The 22,333-nt window shown below is 41.7% G+C and carries 22 protein-coding genes; 11 read left to right on the forward strand and 11 right to left on the reverse strand.

Annotation, left to right across the window (positions count from 1 at the left end; genetic code table 11):
* Nucleotides 1-60 precede the first annotated feature (60 nt).
* Genes I4Q58_RS07970 through I4Q58_RS07985 form a run of 4 tightly spaced genes read right to left on the reverse strand, consistent with a single transcriptional unit; the run spans nt 61 to nt 2,899 of the window.
* The gene (locus I4Q58_RS07970; protein ID WP_203295355.1) at nt 61-774 is read right to left on the reverse strand and encodes a T9SS type A sorting domain-containing protein; all 714 of its coding nucleotides are present in this window, start codon (nt 772-774) and stop codon (nt 61-63) included.
* Nucleotides 775-779: 5 nt separating this feature from the next.
* Nucleotides 780-1,502 (reverse strand): T9SS type A sorting domain-containing protein, encoded by a 723-nt coding sequence (locus I4Q58_RS07975; RefSeq protein WP_203295356.1) that lies wholly within the window; start codon nt 1,500-1,502, stop codon nt 780-782.
* Nucleotides 1,503-1,511: 9 nt separating this feature from the next.
* Complete coding sequence (locus tag I4Q58_RS07980) at nt 1,512-2,213, reverse strand: T9SS type A sorting domain-containing protein (protein ID WP_203295357.1); 702 nt, start codon at nt 2,211-2,213, stop codon at nt 1,512-1,514.
* A gap of 2 nt (nt 2,214-2,215) precedes the next feature.
* Nucleotides 2,216-2,899: a T9SS type A sorting domain-containing protein gene (locus tag I4Q58_RS07985; protein WP_203295358.1), complete on the reverse strand. Its 684-nt coding sequence runs from the start codon at nt 2,897-2,899 to the stop codon at nt 2,216-2,218.
* A gap of 96 nt (nt 2,900-2,995) precedes the next feature.
* Here I4Q58_RS07985 and I4Q58_RS07990 point away from each other — a divergent pair, with 96 nt between their 5' ends.
* From I4Q58_RS07990 to I4Q58_RS08000, 3 genes are all read left to right on the forward strand, one after another.
* Nucleotides 2,996-3,574 carry a HupE/UreJ family protein gene (locus I4Q58_RS07990; protein WP_203295359.1) on the forward strand — a complete coding sequence of 193 codons (579 nt, stop codon included), beginning with the start codon at nt 2,996-2,998 and terminating at the stop codon, nt 3,572-3,574.
* Between the two features lie 112 nt (nt 3,575-3,686).
* Complete coding sequence (locus tag I4Q58_RS07995; RefSeq protein ID WP_203295360.1) at nt 3,687-4,118, forward strand: deoxycytidylate deaminase; 432 nt, start codon at nt 3,687-3,689, stop codon at nt 4,116-4,118.
* A 4-nt stretch (nt 4,119-4,122) separates the two neighbouring features.
* Nucleotides 4,123-5,739, forward strand: coding sequence for a S41 family peptidase (locus I4Q58_RS08000; RefSeq protein WP_203295361.1), 1,617 nt, complete (start codon nt 4,123-4,125; stop codon nt 5,737-5,739).
* A 1-nt stretch (nt 5,740) separates the two neighbouring features.
* Here I4Q58_RS08000 and I4Q58_RS08005 read toward each other — a convergent pair whose 3' ends face one another.
* On the reverse strand, nt 5,741-5,944 hold the full coding sequence (locus tag I4Q58_RS08005; protein ID WP_203295362.1) for a hypothetical protein: 204 nt from the start codon (nt 5,942-5,944) through the stop codon (nt 5,741-5,743).
* Between the two features lie 9 nt (nt 5,945-5,953).
* On the reverse strand, nt 5,954-6,535 hold the full coding sequence (locus I4Q58_RS08010; RefSeq protein WP_203295363.1) for a MarC family protein: 582 nt from the start codon (nt 6,533-6,535) through the stop codon (nt 5,954-5,956).
* A gap of 122 nt (nt 6,536-6,657) precedes the next feature.
* On the opposite strand from I4Q58_RS08010, the gene I4Q58_RS08015 reads away from it, so the two are divergent.
* The 6 genes from I4Q58_RS08015 (at nt 6,658) to I4Q58_RS08040 (ending at nt 13,182) form a co-directional block, all read left to right on the forward strand.
* Nucleotides 6,658-7,221 carry a DUF3109 family protein gene (locus I4Q58_RS08015; protein WP_203295578.1) on the forward strand — a complete coding sequence of 188 codons (564 nt, stop codon included), beginning with the start codon at nt 6,658-6,660 and terminating at the stop codon, nt 7,219-7,221.
* A 97-nt stretch (nt 7,222-7,318) separates the two neighbouring features.
* On the forward strand, nt 7,319-7,921 hold the full coding sequence (locus I4Q58_RS08020) for a putative periplasmic lipoprotein (protein WP_203295364.1): 603 nt from the start codon (nt 7,319-7,321) through the stop codon (nt 7,919-7,921).
* A gap of 407 nt (nt 7,922-8,328) precedes the next feature.
* Complete coding sequence (locus I4Q58_RS08025; RefSeq protein ID WP_203295365.1) at nt 8,329-9,306, forward strand: ribonucleotide-diphosphate reductase subunit beta; 978 nt, start codon at nt 8,329-8,331, stop codon at nt 9,304-9,306.
* Between the two features lie 78 nt (nt 9,307-9,384).
* Nucleotides 9,385-11,820, forward strand: a complete 2,436-nt coding sequence (locus I4Q58_RS08030; protein ID WP_203295366.1) for a ribonucleoside-diphosphate reductase subunit alpha — start codon at nt 9,385-9,387, stop codon at nt 11,818-11,820.
* A 93-nt stretch (nt 11,821-11,913) separates the two neighbouring features.
* Nucleotides 11,914-12,414, forward strand: a complete 501-nt coding sequence (locus I4Q58_RS08035; RefSeq protein ID WP_203295367.1) for a DUF1129 domain-containing protein — start codon at nt 11,914-11,916, stop codon at nt 12,412-12,414.
* Nucleotides 12,415-12,525: 111 nt separating this feature from the next.
* A complete protein-coding gene (locus tag I4Q58_RS08040; protein ID WP_203295368.1) occupies nt 12,526-13,182 on the forward strand; it encodes a CPBP family intramembrane glutamic endopeptidase in 657 nt (218 codons plus the stop codon).
* A gap of 56 nt (nt 13,183-13,238) precedes the next feature.
* Here the strand turns inward: I4Q58_RS08040 and I4Q58_RS08045 are convergent, their stop codons facing one another.
* The 5 genes from I4Q58_RS08045 to I4Q58_RS08065 form a co-directional block, all read right to left on the reverse strand.
* Entirely contained in the window at nt 13,239-15,485 is a 2,247-nt protein-coding gene (locus I4Q58_RS08045; RefSeq protein ID WP_203295369.1) for an inorganic phosphate transporter, read from the reverse strand.
* Nucleotides 15,486-15,561: 76 nt separating this feature from the next.
* Nucleotides 15,562-16,764 carry a porin gene (locus tag I4Q58_RS08050; RefSeq protein WP_236002859.1) on the reverse strand — a complete coding sequence of 401 codons (1,203 nt, stop codon included), beginning with the start codon at nt 16,762-16,764 and terminating at the stop codon, nt 15,562-15,564.
* A 242-nt stretch (nt 16,765-17,006) separates the two neighbouring features.
* A complete protein-coding gene (locus tag I4Q58_RS08055; protein ID WP_203295370.1) occupies nt 17,007-17,489 on the reverse strand; it encodes a regulatory protein RecX in 483 nt (160 codons plus the stop codon).
* Between the two features lie 959 nt (nt 17,490-18,448).
* Nucleotides 18,449-19,990 (reverse strand): Rne/Rng family ribonuclease, encoded by a 1,542-nt coding sequence (locus I4Q58_RS08060; RefSeq protein WP_203295371.1) that lies wholly within the window; start codon nt 19,988-19,990, stop codon nt 18,449-18,451.
* 321 nt (nt 19,991-20,311) lie between these two features.
* Nucleotides 20,312-20,602, reverse strand: a complete 291-nt coding sequence (locus I4Q58_RS08065) for an HU family DNA-binding protein (protein ID WP_203295372.1) — start codon at nt 20,600-20,602, stop codon at nt 20,312-20,314.
* Nucleotides 20,603-20,732: 130 nt separating this feature from the next.
* Between I4Q58_RS08065 and mutY the strand changes: the two genes are divergently transcribed.
* Both mutY and I4Q58_RS08075 read left to right on the forward strand, forming a co-directional pair.
* On the forward strand, nt 20,733-21,797 hold the full coding sequence (gene mutY, locus I4Q58_RS08070; RefSeq protein WP_203295373.1) for an A/G-specific adenine glycosylase: 1,065 nt from the start codon (nt 20,733-20,735) through the stop codon (nt 21,795-21,797).
* 52 nt (nt 21,798-21,849) lie between these two features.
* A complete protein-coding gene (locus I4Q58_RS08075; RefSeq protein WP_203295374.1) occupies nt 21,850-22,317 on the forward strand; it encodes a single-stranded DNA-binding protein in 468 nt (155 codons plus the stop codon).
* Nucleotides 22,318-22,333: the final 16 nt, after the last annotated feature.

Here is a 22,333-nt window from a genome sequence, read left to right on the forward strand (position 1 = left end):
GAGATTTTCAAATGAAGGTGAAGATAACTTTGGCAACGCCATGAAGCCCAATTTTTATACTTATTTCTTGATGAATTTCTTCACACTTTTCTGTCCGTCGGAAACCACTTCTACCAAATACATGCCACTCGAAAGATGGGAAATATCCAATTGCCGTGAGTTGGTCGGGGCTACGACTTGCCTTCCTAAGGTAGTATAGATTGAAACCTTGACAGGTGTTTCCACTTTCAAATTAATGTATACTATATCAGTAGCTGGATTTGGATAAAGGGTGAAAACTGAAATTGATGGGTCGTCGTTCGACAAAGGGGGATTTTCACTAAAGCGAAGAATCGCACCATTATCGTAATACAATTCGAGATCTTCAATACTGTCCTCTGCGTCATAAATAATTCCGTATTGAATTTGCCCTTCCAAAGAAAGAATAGCGAAATACTCATTTTCAAATGTGGTATGACTTTCCGCTTCGCATGGTTGTGAATCGATACTAAGTGATTGAAAAACCAAGGTGTCGGTGGAATCGTCATATTGAAACGCGCCGTTATATGGATTACATGCAGCTGTCCCCTCAAATAGTAAGATGGAATTGTCCTCCGTATCTCCTTGAATCCATAATGAAGGGATAATTCCTGGAGAAATGCTGCCTACCGCAGTAGAATTTCCCTCACTATCTTCATAGCTTATTAGATACCACTGATTATAGATTGCGCCATTCTGGCCTAGCGCTATCGAGCCAAAGGATAAAAGAAGAACTAGTAAGTATAATTGTTTCATAAGATTCATTTTTTGATAAACTTCTTCACCGTTCGCTGCCCCTCCGAAACCACTTCTACCAAATACATACCGCTTAAAAGACCAGAGATATCCATCTCCTTATTTTCTTCCGTATTAGCAACAATTTGACCAGTTAGCGAATACACCACAATTCTTTCAACCTGTGCCGTTGATGATTCAATATGTATAATATTTTGGGCGGGAATCGGATATATCGATACGCTGCTATTCTCAAATTTCGAAACATCCATCAATGGTGCCGAATTATAGATCGCCACATCACCATTTGCATTAGTTACCTGGAGTGATTTAGTATCATCGGGGTTTTCTGTTATCGTAAAACCGAAAGACTGGTCGAAATAATCAAAATAAAAGTCGGCATGAGCTCCATACATTATGGTACAAGGCCCATCTGGTTGGTCAAAACAATGAGGCAAGGCGAGACAAGCGTAATTTGGGCCTAGTTCGAAACTCATGGGGGTTTCCGGCGGAAAGCTTGTTTGGATAGAACACCCTACGCTATCGTCCGTAGTTATTTCAAATGAAAATTCTGAACTTGGGTCAGTGATAAAAATGTCGGGGAACTGGTCATAGTTTTCAGGGAGATATATTGTTTCATCAACAATGACCTCATATAAATACCACTGTCCAAATATTTCAGGAGGAGCATCTTGTGCCTGAATATTTGTAAAGGCAAGGAGTATACTAAAAATGAAAAAGTATCTCATACGATTGGTTCATTGTTTTAGGATCTTTTTTGTGGTTTTCTTTCCATCTACCGTAATTTCTACAGTATATATTCCAGCAGGTAATGTCGAAACATCAATTTCTTTTAGTTGGTGACTTGTGTAAACATTTTGTCCAAGAACGTCATATATTGAAATACGTTCAACTGGGAACGCTACCTTACTTATATTGAGTAGATCTGTCGTCGGATTTGGGTATAAAGTGATTTGATCTAGAGTGACATCTGGATTGGAAAGCGCAGGATGATTCCTAAATGTCAAATCGAAACCAGGGGCAAGGCTTAATATCAATATTTTTTCATCTGTTTCAGGAAACAATAACGTGTACTCATAATCCTCATCTATCTCAAAATATCCAAAATAATCATTCTCTAAATCGATATGCGATTGTGGGGGATTAACACATGTTCCGCACAGGCATGGGCTAAACGTTTCCAGTAATAAGGTGTCATCGACCTCATTGTATATGAAATTACCTAAATAATCGTTACAAACTAATCCTTCAAACTCAAGTGTTTCATAGATTATTAAGGTGGGATTGATAGGTGGGTCTATATTAACAATTTCAACATATGGACCGAGATCGTATTCATAGCTATGTAAATACCATACGTCAAAAAGATCCTCCGGAAGGTCTTGCGCATAACTAATGGATGCAACTAGAAGGCCATAAAGTAGTAGAATTTTTCTCATACCTATTGAATAATAATTTTTTGGATAGAGGATATCCCATCACTGATAATCTCTACGAGATAATAGCCCGAAGGGAGTTTGGACACATCGACACTCTTTGGTTTCTCTTGCGAGAGCACTCTTTGCCCCAAAGCATTAAAAATTATAATTTTTTCGATTGGCATGTCTCCCGATTGCAGTTGAAAACTATTTGAAACGGGATTAGGATATATCGAAATCTTCTGTTTTGAATATGTTTCGTTAGTTAATTCGTAATTTCGATATACTGCCAAACCAAATAGGGGGGTATGGAAGCGAAGGACATGGCCTTGGTCAACTTCCTCCAGCGTATACCAAAATTCCCCCATTATAAATGGAAAATAGCTGTTTTCGAATGACGTATGGATCTGCACTTGGCAGTCAGCATCCGTAAAACTTCCTTCCAAGAATTTGAAATCAACGGTGCCTAGCAGTTCATAATCTCCTTCGAAACTATTACAGACACCTTCTCCCTGAATAGATAGATTTTCATCAATAACGATATAAGGGGAAATTTCGGGCTCAATGTCTGAAATCTCATAATAGGGGTCTTTATCACTTGCTTGAAAAGAATACAAATACCAAGTGTCATAAAGCTCCTCCGGAAGCTCTTGGGCAGAACCAATCACGCTAGTAAAACTCAACAGAACTGTTACGAGTAGTTTCATATCATATGTAAAAAATATATAGGGAGTATCTATAAAGATATGAAATTAGTGTGAGATTTTCTACTTTTACCGAAATCCTGAAATCCCCAAACCCTTATGACCGAATTTTGGTTTTATTTTAAACTGGGCCTGGAGCATGTCCTTGACTGGCAGGCCTACGACCATGTACTCTTTATCATCGTGCTTTGTGCCGCCTATACCTTTAATGCCTGGCGGAAACTATTGCTGCTCGTTACCCTATTCACCGTTGGCCACACCATCTCGTTGTTGCTAGCCAACTATGGAGTGGTTTCGGTCTCAAGTTATTGGATCGAATGTTTAATCCCTATTACCATTGCGATAACGGCTCTATTCAACCTGTTTACGGCAGGTAAGGAGAAAAAGGCAGAGAAACTGGGCTTGTTCTATATCGCCACACTATTTTTCGGACTCATTCATGGGTTCGGTTTTGCCGGATATTTCAATATGATTAGCGAGGATAACGATATTCTACATTTGCTAGAATTCGCTTTAGGTATTGAAGCCGCCCAAATTATCGTCGTCATACTTACGCTCATCCTTGGTTTTATCGTACAAACGCTCTTCCGCTTCAACAAACGCGATTGGGTGTTGGTCATCTCCTCGATTGTCATCGGCTTGGTCATTCCAATGCTTATCGATAACTGTTTCACCTAAAAAAATCAGAAAAAGAAATATTGCCAAAGTTGCATATAGCCTATTCACAGGAGATTAACATCGTTCGTTTTGTAAAGCTGTAACTTCGTGGTACTTTCGCTACTTATTTGATATGAAGGAAAGTAAACAACGTCAGTACGACATCGCCTATCTTCGCATGGCGACAGAATGGGGCAAATTGTCCTATTGTAAGCGAAAGCAGGTTGGCGCGCTTATTGTAAAGGATAAGATGATTATCAGCGATGGCTACAACGGAACGCCCAGCGGTTTTGAAAATATATGTGAAGATGAAGAAGGCCTTACCAAATGGTACGTCCTCCATGCCGAAGCCAATGCAATCCTTAAAGTGGCTTCTAGCACCCAATCGTGTAAAGGTGCTACTTTATACATCACGCTGTCACCCTGTAAGGAGTGTAGCAAACTGATACATCAGGCCGGAATTACCCGTTTGGTCTATAGTCGTGGCTATAAAGACGACAGCGGAATAAAATTTTTAGAGAAAGCAGGCGTTAGCATAATGCATATTCCAGAAGAAGCACTATAAATTTATGAAATACCATAAAAAATACCTCCCCCTAATTATCGGAACGGCGCTAGCCATAGGTATTTTTATGGGCTCCAAACTGAACTTCAAGGATACTACCGAAAAAATCTTCGCCACCAATAGTAAAAAGGATAAGCTAAATCGCTTAATCGATTATATCGATTACGAATATGTAGACCAAGTAAACACCGATAGCATCGTCGATGTAACCGTTAACGGCATCCTCGAAAACCTGGATCCGCATTCGGTATATATTCCTTCCGACCGCTATGCGGAAAGTGCCGATGATATGCGTGGGAATTTCGTCGGAATCGGGGTAAGCTACTATGTTTATAACGATACCATCGCCGTAATTCGTGCTATTGAAGGCGGCCCGGCAGCCCGTGCTGGAATTAAGGGTGGTGACCGTATTTTGTATGCAGATGGCAGACCGCTTTTTGGTGAAGACGCCATCCGTGATAGTATTACCGACTATCTGAAAGGTGAGAAGAACAGTAAAGTAAAGTTGAAGGTGCTGCGTCGTGGTGAAGACAAGCTGCTGGATTTCTCCTTTAGAAGAAAAGAAGTGCCGCTGGTAAGTGTCGATGCTGCCTATAAACTGACCCAAGATCTCGGATATATTAAGGTGAATCGTTTTTCTGAAACGACCTATGAGGAGTTTGATGAAGCCTTGGATGAATTGAAAGATGGAGGCATTAAGAGTTTGGTGCTCGATCTTCGCGATAATCCCGGAGGCTATATTTCAACCGCCGAGCGTATTGCTGATGAATTCCTAGAAGACGATAAATTGGTATTGATTACCAAAAACAAAAGCGGCGATATCAACAAAACCTACGCTACCCGAAAAGGCGATTTCGAGAAAGGAAAAATCTATGTGCTGATTAATGAAAACTCAGCCTCCGCTAGTGAAATTGTAGCTGGTGCGCTTCAGGATAACGATAAGGGGACGATTATCGGTCGACGGTCCTTCGGAAAAGGGTTAGTACAACGCGAAATGTCGCTTGGAGATGGTAGTGCTGTTCGACTAACCATTGCGCGCTATTACACGCCTACCGGACGTTCCATTCAGCGACCGTATGGAAATGGAAATGACGCTTATTATTCAGAATATGAAAAGCGCTATAAAAACGGAGAGCTGGAAAGCAAGGAAAATATTGAGGTAGCCGATTCGCTTCGCTTTGTTACACCCGGTGGAAAAGTAGTGTATGGCGGTGGTGGCATTATTCCCGATATCTTTGTTCCGAAAGATACAAGCGTGGAAAATGAAACCCTTCAATATGTTTCCAGAAGTGGTTTTATGAGCTATTTTATTTTTGAATTCTTGGAGGAAAACCGAGCGCAATTTAAGAATATGACCTTTGCTGAGTTTTACGACAACTACCAAATTCCTGAAGATTTGGCCGACCGCTTTATGGATTATGCGAAATTCAATGAATCGCACATCGAATTGGACGGCTACGAACAAAAATTGGATCGTGCCCTAAAAGCGAATATCGCACAACAATTGTTTGGCCCCAATGCGTTTGAGCATATTCTAAACGATGCCGACCCCATGCTTCGAAAGGTATACGATTTGGAATACCCTATCGAAACTGAAAACGAAAACGAAGGTTCAGAATAAACTACTTTGCTTTTTCTGTCTTCTCGCTGATACTTCGTGAAGCTTGCAAAATTCCCAATAAAACCAGAGCACAAGCACCTGCCAATACACAGATGGCGGCCACAGCACTATCGCCTTCAAAAAGGTGGTCGAAATCCAATTGCGTAGCGTTAAAAATAATGAGCCCCGCTGCTAAGGCCATTAGGATGTAGATGAAGATTTTCATGCTGCAAAATTACGTAAAAAGTTCCTGAATGTTCGAGGTGAAAAGTTTTACGGCGATGGCCAATAAAATCACTCCGAAAATCTTCTCGATAATCGCAATTCCGTTCTTCCCTAAGATATTCTGAAGCCGCGAAGAAGTCTTCAACACGATAAACACCACCACAATATTTATGATAATGGCTACAATGATGTTTTCCATTTCATATTCTGCTCGTAGCGAAAGCAAGGTCGTTAAGCTTCCAGGTCCGGCTACAATCGGAAAGGCAATAGGGAAAACGGTTGCCATATCTCTACCCCCTTCTTTCTCCTTAAAAAGCGTGACGCCCAAAATCATTTCCAACGCAATAAAGAATAGAATAAAGGCTCCCGCCACGGCAAATTCGTTCACATTAATACCGATAAGCTTCAGGATTTCTTCCCCTAGAAAAAGGAAAAACACCATTACGACAGCCGCGATAATAGAGGCTCTTCCACTTTTGATCTTCTTCGCTTTTTCGCGTAATGAGATAATGACTGGGATACTTCCGATGATGTCGATTACCGCAAATAAAACCATTGTTGCGGTCAAGATTTCCTTGGTGATAAAGTTCATAGCGTCACTTTTTTCAGCCGGCAAAAGTACTACATATCACCACTTTTTTGGTAGGGGTGTCATGTTAATTTATTGTCAATATTTTCAATTGAAAAATTGTGCTATCCTGTATCTTTGTCGGCATGTTTCAATTGGGAAAAACGATCGTTTCAGAAGACATCCTCGAAAAGGATTTTGTATGCAATCTTGCTGCCTGCAAGGGAGCATGCTGTATTGAAGGGGAAGCAGGAGCGCCGGTTTCAAAAGAAGAGACCGGCATACTTAAAAAGAACTACGAAGCCATCAAGCCTTTTCTGCGTAAGGAAGGAATTGAGGCGATTGAAGCACAGGGAGCCTTTATCAAAACCGATTTGGGCGAATTGGAAACCCCTTTGGTAAACGGCGAGGAATGTGCATACGTAACCTTCACCGAAACAGGAACGGCAAGTTGTGGCATTGAAGATGCCTTTAATGCTGGTGCGGTGGATTTCCGAAAGCCGGTCTCTTGTCATTTGTACCCCGTCCGCATTCAGGACTATAGCGAATTCGCTGCTGTGAATTATCATCGTTGGCCTATATGCGACGATGCCTGTGTGCTGGGGAAAGAGCTGCAGGTACCGATCTACAAATTCGTAAAGGATGCCCTTATCCGTAAGTTCGGTGAAAACTGGTATGCCGAGCTCGAAAAAGTAGCGGCAGATTATTAAAATCCTAATCTCTTTAAAACCACCTATTCGGGTAATTGGTTAATTGATTGGTTATCACTATCTTGGTGTCACCAATAAATCAATTAAATATTAAACCATGAAAAAAGCAATGCTTTTCGCAGCGGGTATTTTATTACTCATAGGCTGCAAGGATAATCCCGTAAGTGAAAAAATTAAAGAAACCAAGCAAAACGTTTCCAACACTTCGAATGTAGTGAAGGAGATGAATAAAATGGGCGACGATATCAAGGAGCTTCAGGAAATGGAGCCCTTAACGAATGAAGAACTCAAGGACTGGCTACCAGATGAAGTGGACGGTATGAAGCGAACCTCCTTTCGAGCGGGTCAAGTTTCGTATTTAAAAATGGGCTCTATTGAAGCCAAGTATGCAACGGAAGATAAAACCAAACAGTTTGAAATTAGCGTTATGGATGGCGCCGGACAAATGGGTGCGAGTGCCACGGCAGGAATTCGGATGATGCTATCGCAGGATTTTGAAGAGGAAGACGAATACAAAACACGTCGAACCGTAAAACATGACGGGCAAAAAGCAATCGAGGAATATCGCAAAGGAGATAACAATAGCGAAATTCAATATTTACACGACAACCGATTCTTTATCCGCGCTAAAGGAACAAATATGGATATAGAGGAAACCTGGGATGCTATCGAGGAGATGGATGTGGACGACTTAGGATAAAATAGCCGTAAACTTTATACTGAAACCGAAATTCTTTTTTAAGGATTTCGGTTTTATTTTTTTGTACACTTTTGATAACATTTTGGTTTGAAAGTTTCAAAATTGAAGCGTTGTGCAGACTTTTTTCAGTAGGTTAGATGAGTGGTTAAGATGCCGTGATACAATTTTTATTTTTGGTTCGTGATTGAAGAAGTAGGCTCTACTGAATTTATGTTAATATCAATAATATCAAGGTCTTGTAAAGATATTTCAGTTAACTGAAATACGTTGTTTTCACCTTCATGTTAAAAACTTTGTTGAAAACCAACAAGCGATTTTACGATTAAAAGTGAATTAAATCTTCATATTTGTTAGTCCCTAGTTTTTGTAAACTTTTTCACTTTTTAGCAACCAAAAATTTCATAAAAATGAGCGCTGTAGAACCCATCTTGCAAGAAAATAAAGACCGATTTGTAATCTTTCCAATTCAACATCACGACATATGGGATTGGTACAAAAAAAGTGAGGCGAGTTTCTGGACAGCCGAGGAAATTGATCTACACCAAGATTTAACCGACTGGAACGATAAGTTAAACGACGATGAAAAATACTTTATCAAACATATTCTGGCATTCTTTGCCGCAAGTGATGGTATCGTAAATGAAAACCTAGCTGAAAACTTCGTGAATGAAGTACAGTATAGTGAAGCCAAGTTTTTCTATGGTTTTCAGATTATGATGGAAAACATTCATAGTGAAACCTATTCGCTGCTTATCGATACCTATGTGAAGGATGAAAAGGAAAAGAACACTTTGTTTCAGGCCATCGAGAATTTTCCAGCCATTAAGAAAAAAGCCGATTGGGCATTGAAATGGATTGAAAGTCCGAGTTTCGCCGAGCGCTTAATGGCATTCGCTGCGGTAGAGGGAATTTTCTTCTCCGGTGCTTTCTGTTCTATCTTTTGGTTGAAGAAAAGAGGCCTAATGCCTGGACTGACGTTCAGTAACGAGTTGATTTCCCGTGATGAAGGCATGCACTGCGATTTTGCCGTACACCTTCACAACAACCACTTGGTGAACAAGGTTTCAAAAGAGCGCATTCGTGAAATCATCGTCGATGCATTGAATATTGAACGCGAGTTCATCACCGAATCCCTTCCGGTAAGCCTTATTGGAATGAATGCCAAATTGATGACGCAGTACTTGGAGTTCGTCACCGACCGTCTATTGGTTGAATTGGAATGCGAAAAGGAATACAATGCTACCAATCCGTTCGACTTTATGGATATGATTTCGCTTCAAGGAAAAACAAACTTCTTTGAAAAGCGCGTATCCGAATACCAAAAAGCCGGCGTGACCAACAAAGACAAGGATTCCAATAAAATTAGCTTCGACGCGGATTTTTAATCAGCCGACAATTTCAGCTTATTGCGTAAAGCATACCGCTTATAGCGTTCAAATACTAACCTCATTAAATAAAAACCTATGAATGTAGTCAAAAGAGACGGTCGCCAGGAACCCGTCATGTTCGATAAAATTACAGCCCGTGTCCGTAAACTGTGTTATGGCCTTAACGAATTGGTAGATCCCGTAAAAGTGGCCATGCGTGTTATTGAAGGGCTTTACGATGGCGTTACCACCAGCGAACTCGATAATTTAGCTGCCGAAACCGCTGCAACCATGACTACTTCGCATCCCGATTACGCACGATTGGCGGCGCGAATCTCTGTCTCCAACCTACATAAAAACACCAAGAAGACTTTTTCAGAGGTCATGACCGACCTGTATGAATACGTCAACCCTCGAACTGGAAACAAAGCACCGTTGCTTAGCGATGAGGTGTATGAAGTAATTCAAAAGCATGCCGATGAACTCGATAGCATGATCATCTACAATCGCGATTTTGGCTACGACTACTTCGGTTTTAAAACCTTGGAACGTTCTTATTTGTTAAAATTGAATGGGAAAATTGCAGAACGTCCACAGCACATGTTAATGCGCGTTTCGGTGGGTATTCACATGGACGATATCGCTTCGGTTAAGGAAACCTACGAATTGATGTCGAAGAAATACTTCACCCATGCTACGCCAACCCTTTTCAACAGTGGTACACCACGACCTCAGATGTCATCGTGCTTCCTGTTAACTATGAAGGATGATAGCATTGAAGGTATTTACGATACGCTGAAGCAAACTGCCCAGATTTCACAATCGGCGGGAGGTATCGGGCTTTCTATCCATAATGTTCGTGCCACCGGATCCTACATTGCCGGTACCAATGGTACTTCCAACGGAATTGTACCGATGCTCCGCGTATTCAACGATACGGCTCGCTATGTTGACCAGGGTGGAGGTAAGCGAAAAGGTTCGTTTGCAATTTATGTTGAACCATGGCATGCCGATATTTTCGACTTCCTCGATTTGAAGAAAAACCACGGAAAGGAAGAAATGCGCGCTCGCGATTTGTTTTATGCCATGTGGCTTCCAGATCTTTTTATGAAGCGCGTTCAGGAAGATGGGCAATGGACGTTGATGTGTCCACACGAATGCCCAGGTTTGTACGATACGCATAGCGAAGAATTTGAGGCGTTATACGAAAAGTACGAAGCGGAAAACAAAGGTCGTAAGACCATCAAGGCACGCGAGCTTTGGGAAAAAATCCTCGAATCGCAGATTGAAACCGGAACGCCATATATGTTGTATAAAGATGCTGCCAACCGAAAAAGCAATCAGCAGAATCTTGGGGTAATCCGTTCCTCTAACTTGTGTACGGAGATTTTGGAATACACTTCGGAAGATGAAGTAGCTGTTTGTAATCTGGCTTCCATCGCCTTACCGATGTTTGTGAAGAATGGCGAGTTCGACCATAAGGAATTGTTCCGAGTAACGAAGCGAGTAACCAAGAACCTGAATAAGGTCATCGACCGAAACTACTATCCTGTGAAAGAGGCCGAAAATTCGAATTTCCGTCACCGTCCGGTGGGACTTGGCATTCAAGGCTTGGCCGATGCTTTTATCATGCTTCGTATGCCGTTTACTAGCGATGAGGCGAAAAAGCTGAATCAGGATATTTTTGAAACGCTTTATTATGCTGCCGTAACCGCTTCCATGGAGGAGGCAAAAGCCGATGGACCATACCAGTCGTATGAAGGTTCGCCGATTTCCGAAGGGAAATTCCAACATAACCTGTGGGGTATCAAGGATGAAGAATTAAGCGGTCGATGGGATTGGGGAAAGCTGCGAAAGCAGGTTAAAAAACATGGGGTTCGGAACTCCTTGTTGGTAGCACCGATGCCTACGGCTTCCACCTCTCAGATTTTAGGAAATAACGAAGCTTTTGAACCGTATACTTCCAATATTTACACAAGACGTGTACTGTCCGGTGAATTCATCGTAGTGAACAAGCATTTGTTGGAGGATTTGGTTGAATTAGACCTTTGGAACGATGATGTGAAGGAAGAGATTATGCAGGCGAACGGCTCCATTCAGGATGTGGATGTCATTCCACAGGATTTGAAGGAATTATATAAAACTGTTTGGGAACTTAGTATGAAGGATATCATCGATATGTCGCGTCACCGTGGCTACTTTATCGACCAATCGCAATCGCTGAACCTATTTATGGAAAACGCAAACTACGCGAAGTTAACGTCTATGCATTTCTATGCCTGGAAGAATGGTTTGAAGACGGGTATGTACTACTTACGTACGAAGAGTGCGGTAGATGCCATTAAGTTCACCTTAAATAATGATAAAAAGAAACAGCCTGTAGCGGCTACCTCTTCAAGCGCTGCCGAAACGGAAGTTGAGGCGGTAAAAGCCGATACCAATAAGCCGTTAACGCCACAGGAATTGCGTGAGATGTTGGCCAAATCGCGTACGGCAGATGAAGATGATGATTGTTTAATGTGCGGTTCATAACCGACATTGTTTTTAGTGTTAATTTCAAAAAAAGGAGGATTTCGGTCTTCCTTTTTTGCGTAGAAAAAGTATCTTTCCGCTTTTCAACTACATATGGATACACTTCAACTAACCGAATCGACCTGTTCGGCATGTCAGGCTACCATGGAAGAAGGTCAAATTTTTTGTAACGACTGCGGCTACCCACAAAATGGTACGGAGGATCAAAAATCATCCTTTCATGCAAAACGGGTTATGAAACGGAGACAGGGTGACGAAGCTCAGAAACGAATACGTTTTGCCCGAAACAGCCTATATGTAATTGCCGGTTTTTCATTCCTCTACGGTCTGTTTCACTTCTTCGTGAACGATGATATGGCTACGCTAGTCAGCTCCGGCATCTTGGCTATTATCTATTTGGCCTTGGGATATTGGAGCCAGCAGAAGCCATTGATAGCGCTCGTATTGGGGCTATTGGTATATCTTACCTTAATTACGATTGGGGTTGTACTTGGGGGTGAGCCTATCTATCGCGGTATCATTATTAAGGTCATAATCATTGCCTATTTGGCAAAAGGCATCAATTCTGCTCTACAACTCAGAAATTTGAAGTAAATAGTGGAGCCCGAATTTACTTGCAAGCGTTGTGGCGGTCCATTAAAGGAAACCGATCGCTATTGTGGCGCCTGTGGGCGGCCGGCATCAATAAAAGCAGGGAATACGGATATGAGAAGCGTACAGCTGGTAATTGCTTTTTATATCACCTTTCTGGTATATGCCATGGTTTCATATTTTATATATGAAGAAAGCGTGACCTTGCTAAAAGAACTTCTACTTGAAGGCGTTTTTGTTTTACTTACCGTTGGCTTTTGCTTTTTCGATTTTCGAGGGATTGTCAGTTTGTATAGAATAACGACGATTCATTGGCGGAACCTCCTCTTCAGTTTGCTATTCCCTGTCTTCTCTGCCGTAGTGGTGTATTACGGAATGGATTGGCTAGACCAACTCTTGTTTCAGGAGGAATACAATGTGTTTTACGACTATATCGCGTACGATCATTCGTTCTTATGGGCATTCTTTTTTATATGCTTTATCGCGCCGGTATTCGAGGAGTTGGCCTTTCGTGGGTTTTTATTCAACCAGTTGAAGCATGTTGCCAACACAAATGTTACGATCATCGCCACGGCCTTTATTTTTGCCCTGGTTCACTTTTCCTTGCTTTCTATTTTATGGATTTTCCCTTTCGGCTTGGTATTGGGATATCTTCGTCACCGTTACAACACATTATGGTTAGGAATGATCGTGCATTTCATTCATAATTTCATCGTATTGCTTCTGGATTTCTACTATTTCGGGTTTGGCTGGGAAGATTTCCTGATATAAAAAATCCCTTTCTCATAGGAAAAAGGGATTTTCAAAACTAAAACTAGTGGTGCTTATTACACCTTTTTATAACTTCTGTAATACTCTTCCATCAAATTAGTTAGAGCAGTAACGAGATCTTTTGTTTCCAAAAGTAAACTGAAGTAGAGCGTTGTATTTTTTGGGCTCGATTCTTCATCTCTCGTACGTTCGATTTGCTTTTCAATCTTTTCTGAAACGAATTTGAAAAGCTCCGCTTTCTTCTCTAGGATCATGCTTACTTTTTCAATTTCACGATTCGAGAAAATCTCTTCGATTTCTTTCAGTAAGGACTCCAAGGAATTGTCGATTTCTTGAAGATCTTTGATCTGGTTGAAGCGAAGCGCTTTATGATTGTTGTTTACATGTTTGTAGCTTGCCTTCGCAATATATTCCAACGATTGGGTAACATCGGTTAGATATCCTAATACAATGATGTAGAAATTACTACCACGTACACTAGTTTCATCAAGATTCTTAATAAAATAGAAGATATGGCTTCGCAATTCTTCCACTTCATCATCCAATTTTTTCACACCTTTCTTGCTCTTTTTAAGCTTCTTGGTGTCCTGCTTTGCTAATCCACGAAGCATATCGGTATAAATCTTATTCGTGCGTTTCACCACATTTGCGATGGTATCGGCACTTTCCTCGATAATACCTTGCACGGTATTGCTTTCTGCTTTTTTAAGTTTATCTGGATTCGTAATAGCGCGATCACGATTCTTGTGAACGAAGAAGTTTCGAATTAAAAGAAGGATTGCCAGAAGCAATAACACGGGAATCATTACCCGACTGTTCCAATTGATAAGGAATGCCAAGGTTCCCGCCGCTACGAAAGCACTAAAGGCTGTAAAGAACCATCCTCCAATGACGTTTAGAACCCCTGCCACGCGATATACGGCACTTTCCCGTCCCCAAGCACGATCGGCAAGCGAGGTACCCATAGCGACCATAAAGGTTACGTAGGTTGTCGATAACGGTAGCTTCATGGACGTAGCGATAGAGATTAGCACCCCTGCAACCATTAGGTTAATGGATGCTCGAATCATATCGAAGGCCGGAAGCTCATATGACTTCGATTTAGTAGCCAAGGCTACAACCGGTTTTTCGAAGCGGGAATCTACCGTGTCTACAGTTTTATTTGGAAGCACAGTGCCAAAGAAAGCCGCAAGTCGAGTACTACCTTTAACAATAAGCCTTGAGAGCATATTGGGTTGAAACTTTTCATGGCCATCGCCCTGACGCGATAAACCAATTTCAGTATCTGCAACAGTTCGAGCCTTTTTTGAAAACCATAGCGTTAATACCATCACACCTCCGGCAATAAATAGCAATAAGGGTTCTGCAGGTACTTTTTGTGCTAATACATTCATCGAAAACTCTGACGCTCCCATGCCTGAAGCAATCCAGGCTTCATAGGAGTGATAGGCGGCCATCGGTACCCCGATAAAGTTTACCAAATCGTTCCCCGAAAACGCTAATGCAAGACCGAAGGTTCCCATACCAATTACGAAGATGAGAATACTCTTTTTGAATATTTTCATAAAGGCGAAAGAGAAGATCGTCCAAAACAGGAAACTTCCAATAATGATCATTAGTTCGTTTCCTTCCATAACATCTTTAAAGTCGCCGTAATACGGTGTTCCCTTAAGACCTTTCATAAAGATAAAATAGCCGATAGCGGCTAAAGCAATACCTCCGAAGATAGCACCGAAGTTTTTTATCTTTTCTTCATAGTGAAAGGTGAAGACAAGTCGTGAAAGCCATTGTACTAAAGCTCCCACAGTAAATGCAATTCCCACCGAGAGCAGTATGCCGAGTATAATTTCAGTGGCCTTGGCGGTATTGATATAGTTTGTAAGATCGGCCCACGTTTCGGTTTGCGACTGACCGATTTTGATCATCGACATCACCACGGCAGCCCCCAATAGTTCAAACACTATGGAAACAGTAGTAGAGGTTGGCAATCCTAGGGTGTTGAAGAAATCCAATAACAATATATCGGTTATCATTACCGCCATAAAAATGACCATGATTTCTTCAAAGTAAAATTGACCCGGAACGAATATTCCCTTTCGGGCAACCTCCATCATTCCGCTGGAAAACACGGCTCCGATAAAGATTCCCAAGCTAGCAATAATCATAATGCTTTTGAAGGAAATCGCCTTCGAACCAATCGCTGAATTCAAGAAGTTAACAGCATCGTTGCTAACGCCAACAACAAGATCGGCAATAGCAAGAACTGCTAAGGCGATAAGCATAAAAAGATAAAAGTTTTCCATGTTTAGTGTCTCTTAAAGTGGTGCAAATTTCTCAATTAAATAGAGCATCATTGTTACCAAATTGTTATGATAATTTTTAAAAATGAAGGTCGAAACCGATTCTAAATAGAATGTTGTCAGCCGCTCCATCACGGGTGCCATAGCTTATATCGCTCTGTACTTTCAGTTTATGGCCTACGATATATTTTGAAAGTCCTAGGGTGTATTGGTCTTCTGGTAAACGCCCTGTTTCCATATCATATTCAGAATGCGTGTACCGTCCCGCTACTTCGTAATTGTTTTTGAACAGATACCCTGCCTGAAGGTTAAGAGCATTTCCTGTTAATACCACATCGCCGGTTGGTGTGCCATCTTCTTCAACGGCGATTGGATTCTCTGCCGTTCTGTTGGCGTACTCTCCCATAAATGAAAACCCTTGGTACTTAAACATGGTATCAACAAAAAGTGTGGCTATGCCGGTTTGGTACAGACTTCCATCTTCCAAAAACATATAATCGCCTAGATTGCTTCTTGTCTTTACAGCATCGTCGTTATAATCGTAAGTGATACCCAGCATCCATTTCGGTCGATCTTCGCGAACTAAATCTACTTGGCTATAATCCCCTTTTTTAGCGAATATTCCGAAAGGTAACACTTCTAAACGACCTGTAAACTGCAATCCTCCCTGATTTCCTTCGGTGATATTTCGTCCCTCACCCTGTGAAATCGCAAACTTTTCCCGGATAACTATATCTTCAGTTAGGTTGAAATGATGCCTCAGTTGAATTCCCACATCACGGTCTATGTTATAGCGACTGTTTAGTAGGGAACGGTCTATTAGTTGAAGATTTCCAGAGGAGACTACCCGTTCTACGTTTCCAGGTAATTTGGTCTGACCTGCCCAAAGCTCGAAATTCTCGTAAAAGTTCCACATGATGACGGCGTCGAGAATAAATCGAGGTGTGTTTCTGTTGAATGGGTTTGAACCGGAAAGATCACGATTGGATAGGCCTAGCTCAATTTTGTACTTTAATGTTGGACTGTAGGCGAAACCGCTAAATTTTAAACGAGCCCGTCGTATTAATACATTGTGTTCGGGGCTACCATATTGATTACCGTCATGATCCCAAGAGGTATTGGACCGCATTTGAATCCTAGGCGCAAATTTTACACTCCAAGAGCTATCTTTAGCGATTAGATTCAACATTCCTTTTCCAAATGAAGTATTGGTCGTATCCTGTGAATAGGAGCAGACCGCCAACAATAATGCTGTGGCAAACAGCATTTTGCGTAGAAACATAGGTACAGAATTTTACAGTTTTTGTCGCTGCAAAGAACCGCTTTTCTGAAAAGACAAATGTTTCCTTAATGTTAAGCGTATGTTACAAAAAAAGGCTGCCCATCATGGGCAGCCCACACAGAATTACATCTAGTTGACAAAAACTGTAAGACATACCTGTGGAGGGTACAAAGATGGCGTATTCGCGTTGTGTGGGGGTAACCAAAAGATTATGGTATTGTTAAATGTGTAGAAAGGTAGCTTTATTTCTTAATGGATGCTGCTCTTTGGTACACCCAATCGAGTTCCCAGCCGCGGTAAATCAGGTAATCGGAAAGCTTCTTTCGCTTTTTCTGAAGATTGGTTTCCTGTTGTAATTGTGCCAAGCGCTTTTCTACCAATTCCTCAAAAGTGTTTCTATACGCTTCTTCCGAGATTTCTTGTAATGCTTTTTTGATGTTATAGGCTGAAATATCCCTAGCTTTTAGTTCGCGGGTGATGCGATATTTTCCCCACTTCTTGGTTTTGAACTTACCACGAGCGAAGGCTTTAGCAAAACGGGTTTCATTTAAGAAATCATGTTGCAATAAGTGAAGTAGCACCTGGTCGATCGCCTCGGGAATCATCCGCATTTGTTGAAGCTTTTGCGTCACTTCCTTGTGGCAACGCTCCCGATACGCACAATACTGCTCCAATCTTGCTTTGGCTTCGTCAACGGTATAAGTTTTATGGGTGTGGTAGTTCATGGGTGGGAAATGTACGGAAAATAGTTGGTAGTCGGTGGTCTGTAGTCGGTAGTGAGTAGTGAGCCTGCCTGTCGGCAGACAGGTAGTGAGTAGTGAGCGGTGAATAGAAAGCTTTAGGCTATAAGCTATAAGCTGTAGGCGATAGGCGATAGGCGGTAGGTGGTAGGGAGTAGGAAGTAGGTTGCTTGAATCGTCAATCTAAAATCTACAATTATAAATCTTAGCTCTTAGCGCTTGGCTCTTGACTCTTGGCTCTTGACTCTTGGCTCTTGACTCTTGATTGTAGTCGATAGTCAGTAGTCGTTGGTCTGTATTCTTTTTTCTCTTCTCTCTTCTCTTTGAATCTTTGAGCCTTTGCCACTCTGTTACTTTGCGTTTGATTCCGGGCAGGGATTGCAGCGGCATCCTTTTTTGGTGATTTCGAGAGCCTCAATCACCAAAAAAGATACAGCGGACCTGTCTGCCGGCAGGCAGGAAGCCCGGTGCTATGTGCTGTGGGCGACCTGCTGGGTTTCCGTGGGTTGGGTGGTGCAACCCGGCAGGTCTAGTGGGGGCGGAGCAGCCCGCCAAAAAAAATTCGAAAGTGATCGGTGAACCTGCCTAGCCGGCAGGCAGGCAGTGAACGGTGAAAAGAAGCTTTACGCTATTGGCTGAAGGTAATAGGAGGTAGGAAGTAGCCCGCCCGTACCGAACGCCGCTTGACTTCCTTTGGGTAGGTACGTTCGGGCGGGGGTATAGGGTGTAGTATTTTTTAGTCGATATTTCTAAAATCTACAATCGTAAATCTATTATCCAACGCATCACTCATAACTCATAACTCTGCATTCTTCATTCTGAACTCTGCATTCATAATTCTTTGCCACTTTGCTTCTTTGTTCCTAGAAAAAACCAACAAAAAAACCCTCCCGAAAAACTCGAAAGGGTTTTAATATGTTTCTCTTCATTGCTGAAGAAAAGGGTTATTTGATCATTTCCCCATTTTTGTCGAAGAAATGATATTCTAGGTACGTGTAAGCATCCCTTGGTTGAATTTTCACCCATTTTTTGTGCTCCATGAACCATTTGGTTCGCACAGATGGAAAACCTTTTATTAAAAAGGCCGCTATAAAAGGATGCGTGTTTAGCGTTATCTTTTTATAGTCTTTCTTGAAAAGCCGTTTCAGCTCCTCGGTAATTTTGTCAACGACCACTATGGGCGCCTCGATTTCTCCATCCTCACCTGTAGGAGCTTCCTCCCGGGTTTTGATGTTCATCTCTGGCCGTACGCGTTGTCTGGTAATTTGTACCAGTCCAAACTTACTTGGGGGTAGTATCTTGTGCTTGGCTCTATCGTCCTTCATTTCATCGCGAAGATGATTGTAGAGCTTTTTGCGGTTTCCGGCATGCCCCATATCGATGAAGTCTACCACGATTATACCTCCCATATCCCGTAGGCGTAGTTGGCGTGCCACTTCGGTGGCGGCGATCAAGTTCACTTCCAGGGCGGTTTCTTCTTGGCTTTTCGATTTGTTGCTACGGTTACCGCTGTTTACGTCAATGACGTGCATGGCTTCCGTATGCTCAACGACCAAGTAAGTACCTTTACTTCCCGATACGGTCTTTCCGAAGGAAGTTTTTATCTGGCGCTCGATTCCGTGTTTTTCGAACAGGGGAACCTTGCTGTTGTAATACTTGACAATGTTTTCTTTATCAGGTGCAATGGACTGCACATAATCTTTTATTTGAGTATAAAGGGCTTCATCATCGATATGAATGGCAGTGAAGTCGTCATTAAACACATCGCGAATGATAGAGGCGCCTCTATTTAACTCGCTTAGCACCTTGCTGGGGTGGTGCGCTCCCCGTAGCTTTTTACACATCGCTGTCCAGCGATCCATAAGATTTTGTAAATCTCTATCCAGTTCAGCTACTTTTTTGCCCTCTGCTACCGTTCGTATAATTACGCCGAATCCTTTCGGTTTTATACTGGTTACCAATCTTTTCAATCGGTCCTTTTCCTCCTTAGAGTTAATCTTTTGAGAAACGGAAACGCGATCTGAAAAGGGTACCAATACGATATATCGGCCTGCGATGGATAGCTCGCTGCTAATTCGCGGACCTTTTGTGGATATCGGTTCTTTTACGATCTGTACCAGAATAGATTGATTCGATTTTAAGGCATTATTGATAGTGCCGTTCTTGTCAATCTCTTTTTCAAAGGGAAAATTCTTTAAAGAATAGTCTTTAAGTTTACCTGTGCTTACACGTTTTACGAATTTCAAAAGGGAAGGAATCTTCGGTCCAAGGTCATGATAATGCAAAAATGCATCCTTTTCGTAGCCAACATTGACGAAGGCTGCGTTTAGACCAGGTACCGTTTTACGGATTTTAGCAAGAAATACATCGCCTACCGTAAAATTGTTATCTTCTTCCTCCTTGTGTAATTCGAGTAGTCTTCCATCTTTTAAAAGGGCAAAATCAACTTCTTGTGAACTGGATCTAATAAATAATTCGTAGCTCACGTTACATGATTTTAGTCCCGCATATTGCGGAATGGATTAAACTTTAATTTGTCACAGGATTTTAATATACCTGTAGAAATCGGCTATAACCTTAAGGTAAGAGGTGTCCGACTTCAAATTTCAAAGAGCGTAAAAGGAATTTCCTTAAACGAAAAAAGTAGTATGAAAACTACTTTTTCTTTTTGTGACGGTTCGCGCGTCTTCTTTTCTTACGCTTGTGCGTCGCTACCTTATGACGTTTTCTTTTTTTACCACTTGGCATATTGTCATCTGTTTTTAGAAATCCCGCCCCCGAGAGAGCGGGATAGGTTATTAATCTTTTTACTTAACTTCTACGTTGCTTTTAACGCCTTCTACAAATACTTTTGCAGGTTTGAAGGCTGGAATATTATGTGCTGGAATCTTGATCGTAGTGTTTTTAGAAATATTTCTTCCAGTTTTCTCAGCTCTTTTCTTAATAATAAAGCTTCCAAAACCACGAAGATATACATTATCGCCACTCTCAAGAGAATCTTTTACTGTTTCCATGAAGGTCTCAATAACTGCTTGTACATCAGCCTTTTCCATGCCTTCTTTTTCGGAAATTTTCGCTACAATATCTGCTTTCGTCATGATCTATTAAATTTAAGTTAGGTAGATATTAGGTTTATTTTTTTCAAGGGGGCAAATATACATATTTTATTACCAATTATTCAAAGTATAACCCACTAAATAATAATGGTATATATGGTATTTTTGCGCCATGCCCAATAATTACAAAAATATTGCCAAAAGCCTAATTAATTGGTACTTAATTCATAAACGGGATTTGCCATGGCGACAAACCAAAGATCCCTATCCGGTCTGGCTTTCTGAAGTGATCCTACAGCAAACTCGTGTAGCACAAGGGCTTCCGTATTATGAAACATTTTTAGAGGAATTCCCAACGGTTTCGCATCTTGCGGATGCTTCACAGGAAAAAGTACTCAAGCTCTGGCAGGGCCTTGGCTATTATTCCCGAGCTAGAAATCTTCATACCGCTGCCCAATATGTGTCGGAAGAACTTCAAGGAACCTTCCCTCCTAATTATAAAGAATTGTTAGCGCTAAAAGGAGTAGGCGACTATACCGCGAGCGCCATTGCTTCTATCTGTTATGAAGAACCGGTAGCGGTCGTCGATGGCAATGTATACCGCGTTCTTTCTCGTCTATTTGCCGATGCAACCCCTATCAATACGCCCAAAGGTGTCAAACGATTTAAGCAATTGGCTCAAGAGCTATTGGATGAAGAGCAGCCGGGAACCTTCAATCAAGCCATTATGGAATTTGGCGCACGACAATGTGTTCCCCAAAATCCGGATTGTGACAGCTGTGTGTTGAAAGATAGTTGCAGAGCGTTTCAACAGGATGCCGTAGGGGAATTTCCCGTAAAACTGAAGAAACAGAAAATCAAAAAGCGTTACTTCAACTATTTGGTGTTTCTTTCCGATGAAGGCGAAACCCTGCTTCAACAAAGAACCGGAAAGGGAATCTGGCAAAACCTATACGAATTTCCCCTGGTGGAGACGTCGAAAACTGTAAGCGGAAAAAGGCTTCAGAAAAATGAACAATTCCAAAGAATAACGGACGACTATGCTTCAATTGAAATAAATGAATTTCAGCAAAAAGAAATAGTTCATAAGCTTTCACATCAACATTTGTACGCAAAGTTTTGGATTGTTAGGGTTCCGAAGGTACACAACGGTATTTCAATAGAAAACATTCACGACTACCCAGTGCCAGTGCTCATTCAGAACTTTATAGAGGAATTTTCAGTCTTCAACAGCTAAATTTCAGTATATTTAAGGTACAAATCCTACCTTTGCCAAAGACACTTTTGATATGAATGGAACTTTAAATAAAGTAATGCTTATCGGCCACACCGGAGATGATGTGAAAATGCACTATTTTGATGGCGGTGGAAGCATCGGGCGTTTTCCGTTGGCCACGAATGAAACGTATACGAATAGAACCACCGGCGAACGGGTAACCAATACCGAGTGGCACAATATAGTGGTGCGCAATAAGGCCGCCGAAATCTGTGAAAAATACCTAAAAAAAGGCGATAAGGTCTATATTGAAGGTCGCCTGAAGACCCGGAAATGGCAGGACGACCAAGGTCGCGACCGTTATAGCACCGAGATTCAGTGCTCAGAGTTTACGTTCCTAACACCTAAGGGTGAAGAGGGTATGTCGGGACAAGGATCGTCTCAATCGCAAGCCTCGCAGCAACAGCGCTCACAGCAGCCACAATCGCAGCCACAATCGCAACCGATACATGATGAGGATGACGACGATCTGCCCTTCTAAGTTTAACCAATCGCTA

Origin of the sequence: Luteirhabdus pelagi, assembly GCF_016827595.1 — a bacterium.
GTDB lineage: Bacteria > Bacteroidota > Bacteroidia > Flavobacteriales > Flavobacteriaceae > Luteirhabdus > Luteirhabdus pelagi.

Bases quoted from the DNA above. Each gene is read 5' to 3' on its own strand.
- I4Q58_RS07970 (WP_203295355.1), bottom strand. From the start codon at position 774: ATGAAACAATTATACTTACTAGTTCTTCTTTTATCCTTTGGCTCGATA.
- I4Q58_RS07975 (WP_203295356.1), bottom strand. From the start codon at position 1,502: ATGAGATACTTTTTCATTTTTAGTATACTCCTTGCCTTTACAAATATT.
- I4Q58_RS07980 (WP_203295357.1), bottom strand. From the start codon at position 2,213: ATGAGAAAAATTCTACTACTTTATGGCCTTCTAGTTGCATCCATTAGT.
- I4Q58_RS07985 (WP_203295358.1), bottom strand. From the start codon at position 2,899: ATGAAACTACTCGTAACAGTTCTGTTGAGTTTTACTAGCGTGATTGGT.
- I4Q58_RS07990 (WP_203295359.1), top strand. From the start codon at position 2,996: ATGACCGAATTTTGGTTTTATTTTAAACTGGGCCTGGAGCATGTCCTT.
- I4Q58_RS07995 (WP_203295360.1), top strand. From the start codon at position 3,687: ATGAAGGAAAGTAAACAACGTCAGTACGACATCGCCTATCTTCGCATG.
- I4Q58_RS08000 (WP_203295361.1), top strand. From the start codon at position 4,123: ATGAAATACCATAAAAAATACCTCCCCCTAATTATCGGAACGGCGCTA.
- I4Q58_RS08005 (WP_203295362.1), bottom strand. From the start codon at position 5,944: ATGAAAATCTTCATCTACATCCTAATGGCCTTAGCAGCGGGGCTCATT.
- I4Q58_RS08010 (WP_203295363.1), bottom strand. From the start codon at position 6,535: ATGAACTTTATCACCAAGGAAATCTTGACCGCAACAATGGTTTTATTT.
- I4Q58_RS08015 (WP_203295578.1), top strand. From the start codon at position 6,658: ATGTTTCAATTGGGAAAAACGATCGTTTCAGAAGACATCCTCGAAAAG.
- I4Q58_RS08020 (WP_203295364.1), top strand. From the start codon at position 7,319: ATGAAAAAAGCAATGCTTTTCGCAGCGGGTATTTTATTACTCATAGGC.
- I4Q58_RS08025 (WP_203295365.1), top strand. From the start codon at position 8,329: ATGAGCGCTGTAGAACCCATCTTGCAAGAAAATAAAGACCGATTTGTA.
- I4Q58_RS08030 (WP_203295366.1), top strand. From the start codon at position 9,385: ATGAATGTAGTCAAAAGAGACGGTCGCCAGGAACCCGTCATGTTCGAT.
- I4Q58_RS08035 (WP_203295367.1), top strand. From the start codon at position 11,914: ATGGATACACTTCAACTAACCGAATCGACCTGTTCGGCATGTCAGGCT.
- I4Q58_RS08040 (WP_203295368.1), top strand. From the start codon at position 12,526: ATGAGAAGCGTACAGCTGGTAATTGCTTTTTATATCACCTTTCTGGTA.
- I4Q58_RS08045 (WP_203295369.1), bottom strand. From the start codon at position 15,485: ATGGAAAACTTTTATCTTTTTATGCTTATCGCCTTAGCAGTTCTTGCT.
- I4Q58_RS08050 (WP_236002859.1), bottom strand. From the start codon at position 16,764: ATGTTTCTACGCAAAATGCTGTTTGCCACAGCATTATTGTTGGCGGTC.
- I4Q58_RS08055 (WP_203295370.1), bottom strand. From the start codon at position 17,489: ATGAACTACCACACCCATAAAACTTATACCGTTGACGAAGCCAAAGCA.
- I4Q58_RS08065 (WP_203295372.1), bottom strand. From the start codon at position 20,602: ATGACGAAAGCAGATATTGTAGCGAAAATTTCCGAAAAAGAAGGCATG.
- mutY (WP_203295373.1), top strand. From the start codon at position 20,733: ATGCCCAATAATTACAAAAATATTGCCAAAAGCCTAATTAATTGGTAC.
- I4Q58_RS08075 (WP_203295374.1), top strand. From the start codon at position 21,850: ATGAATGGAACTTTAAATAAAGTAATGCTTATCGGCCACACCGGAGAT.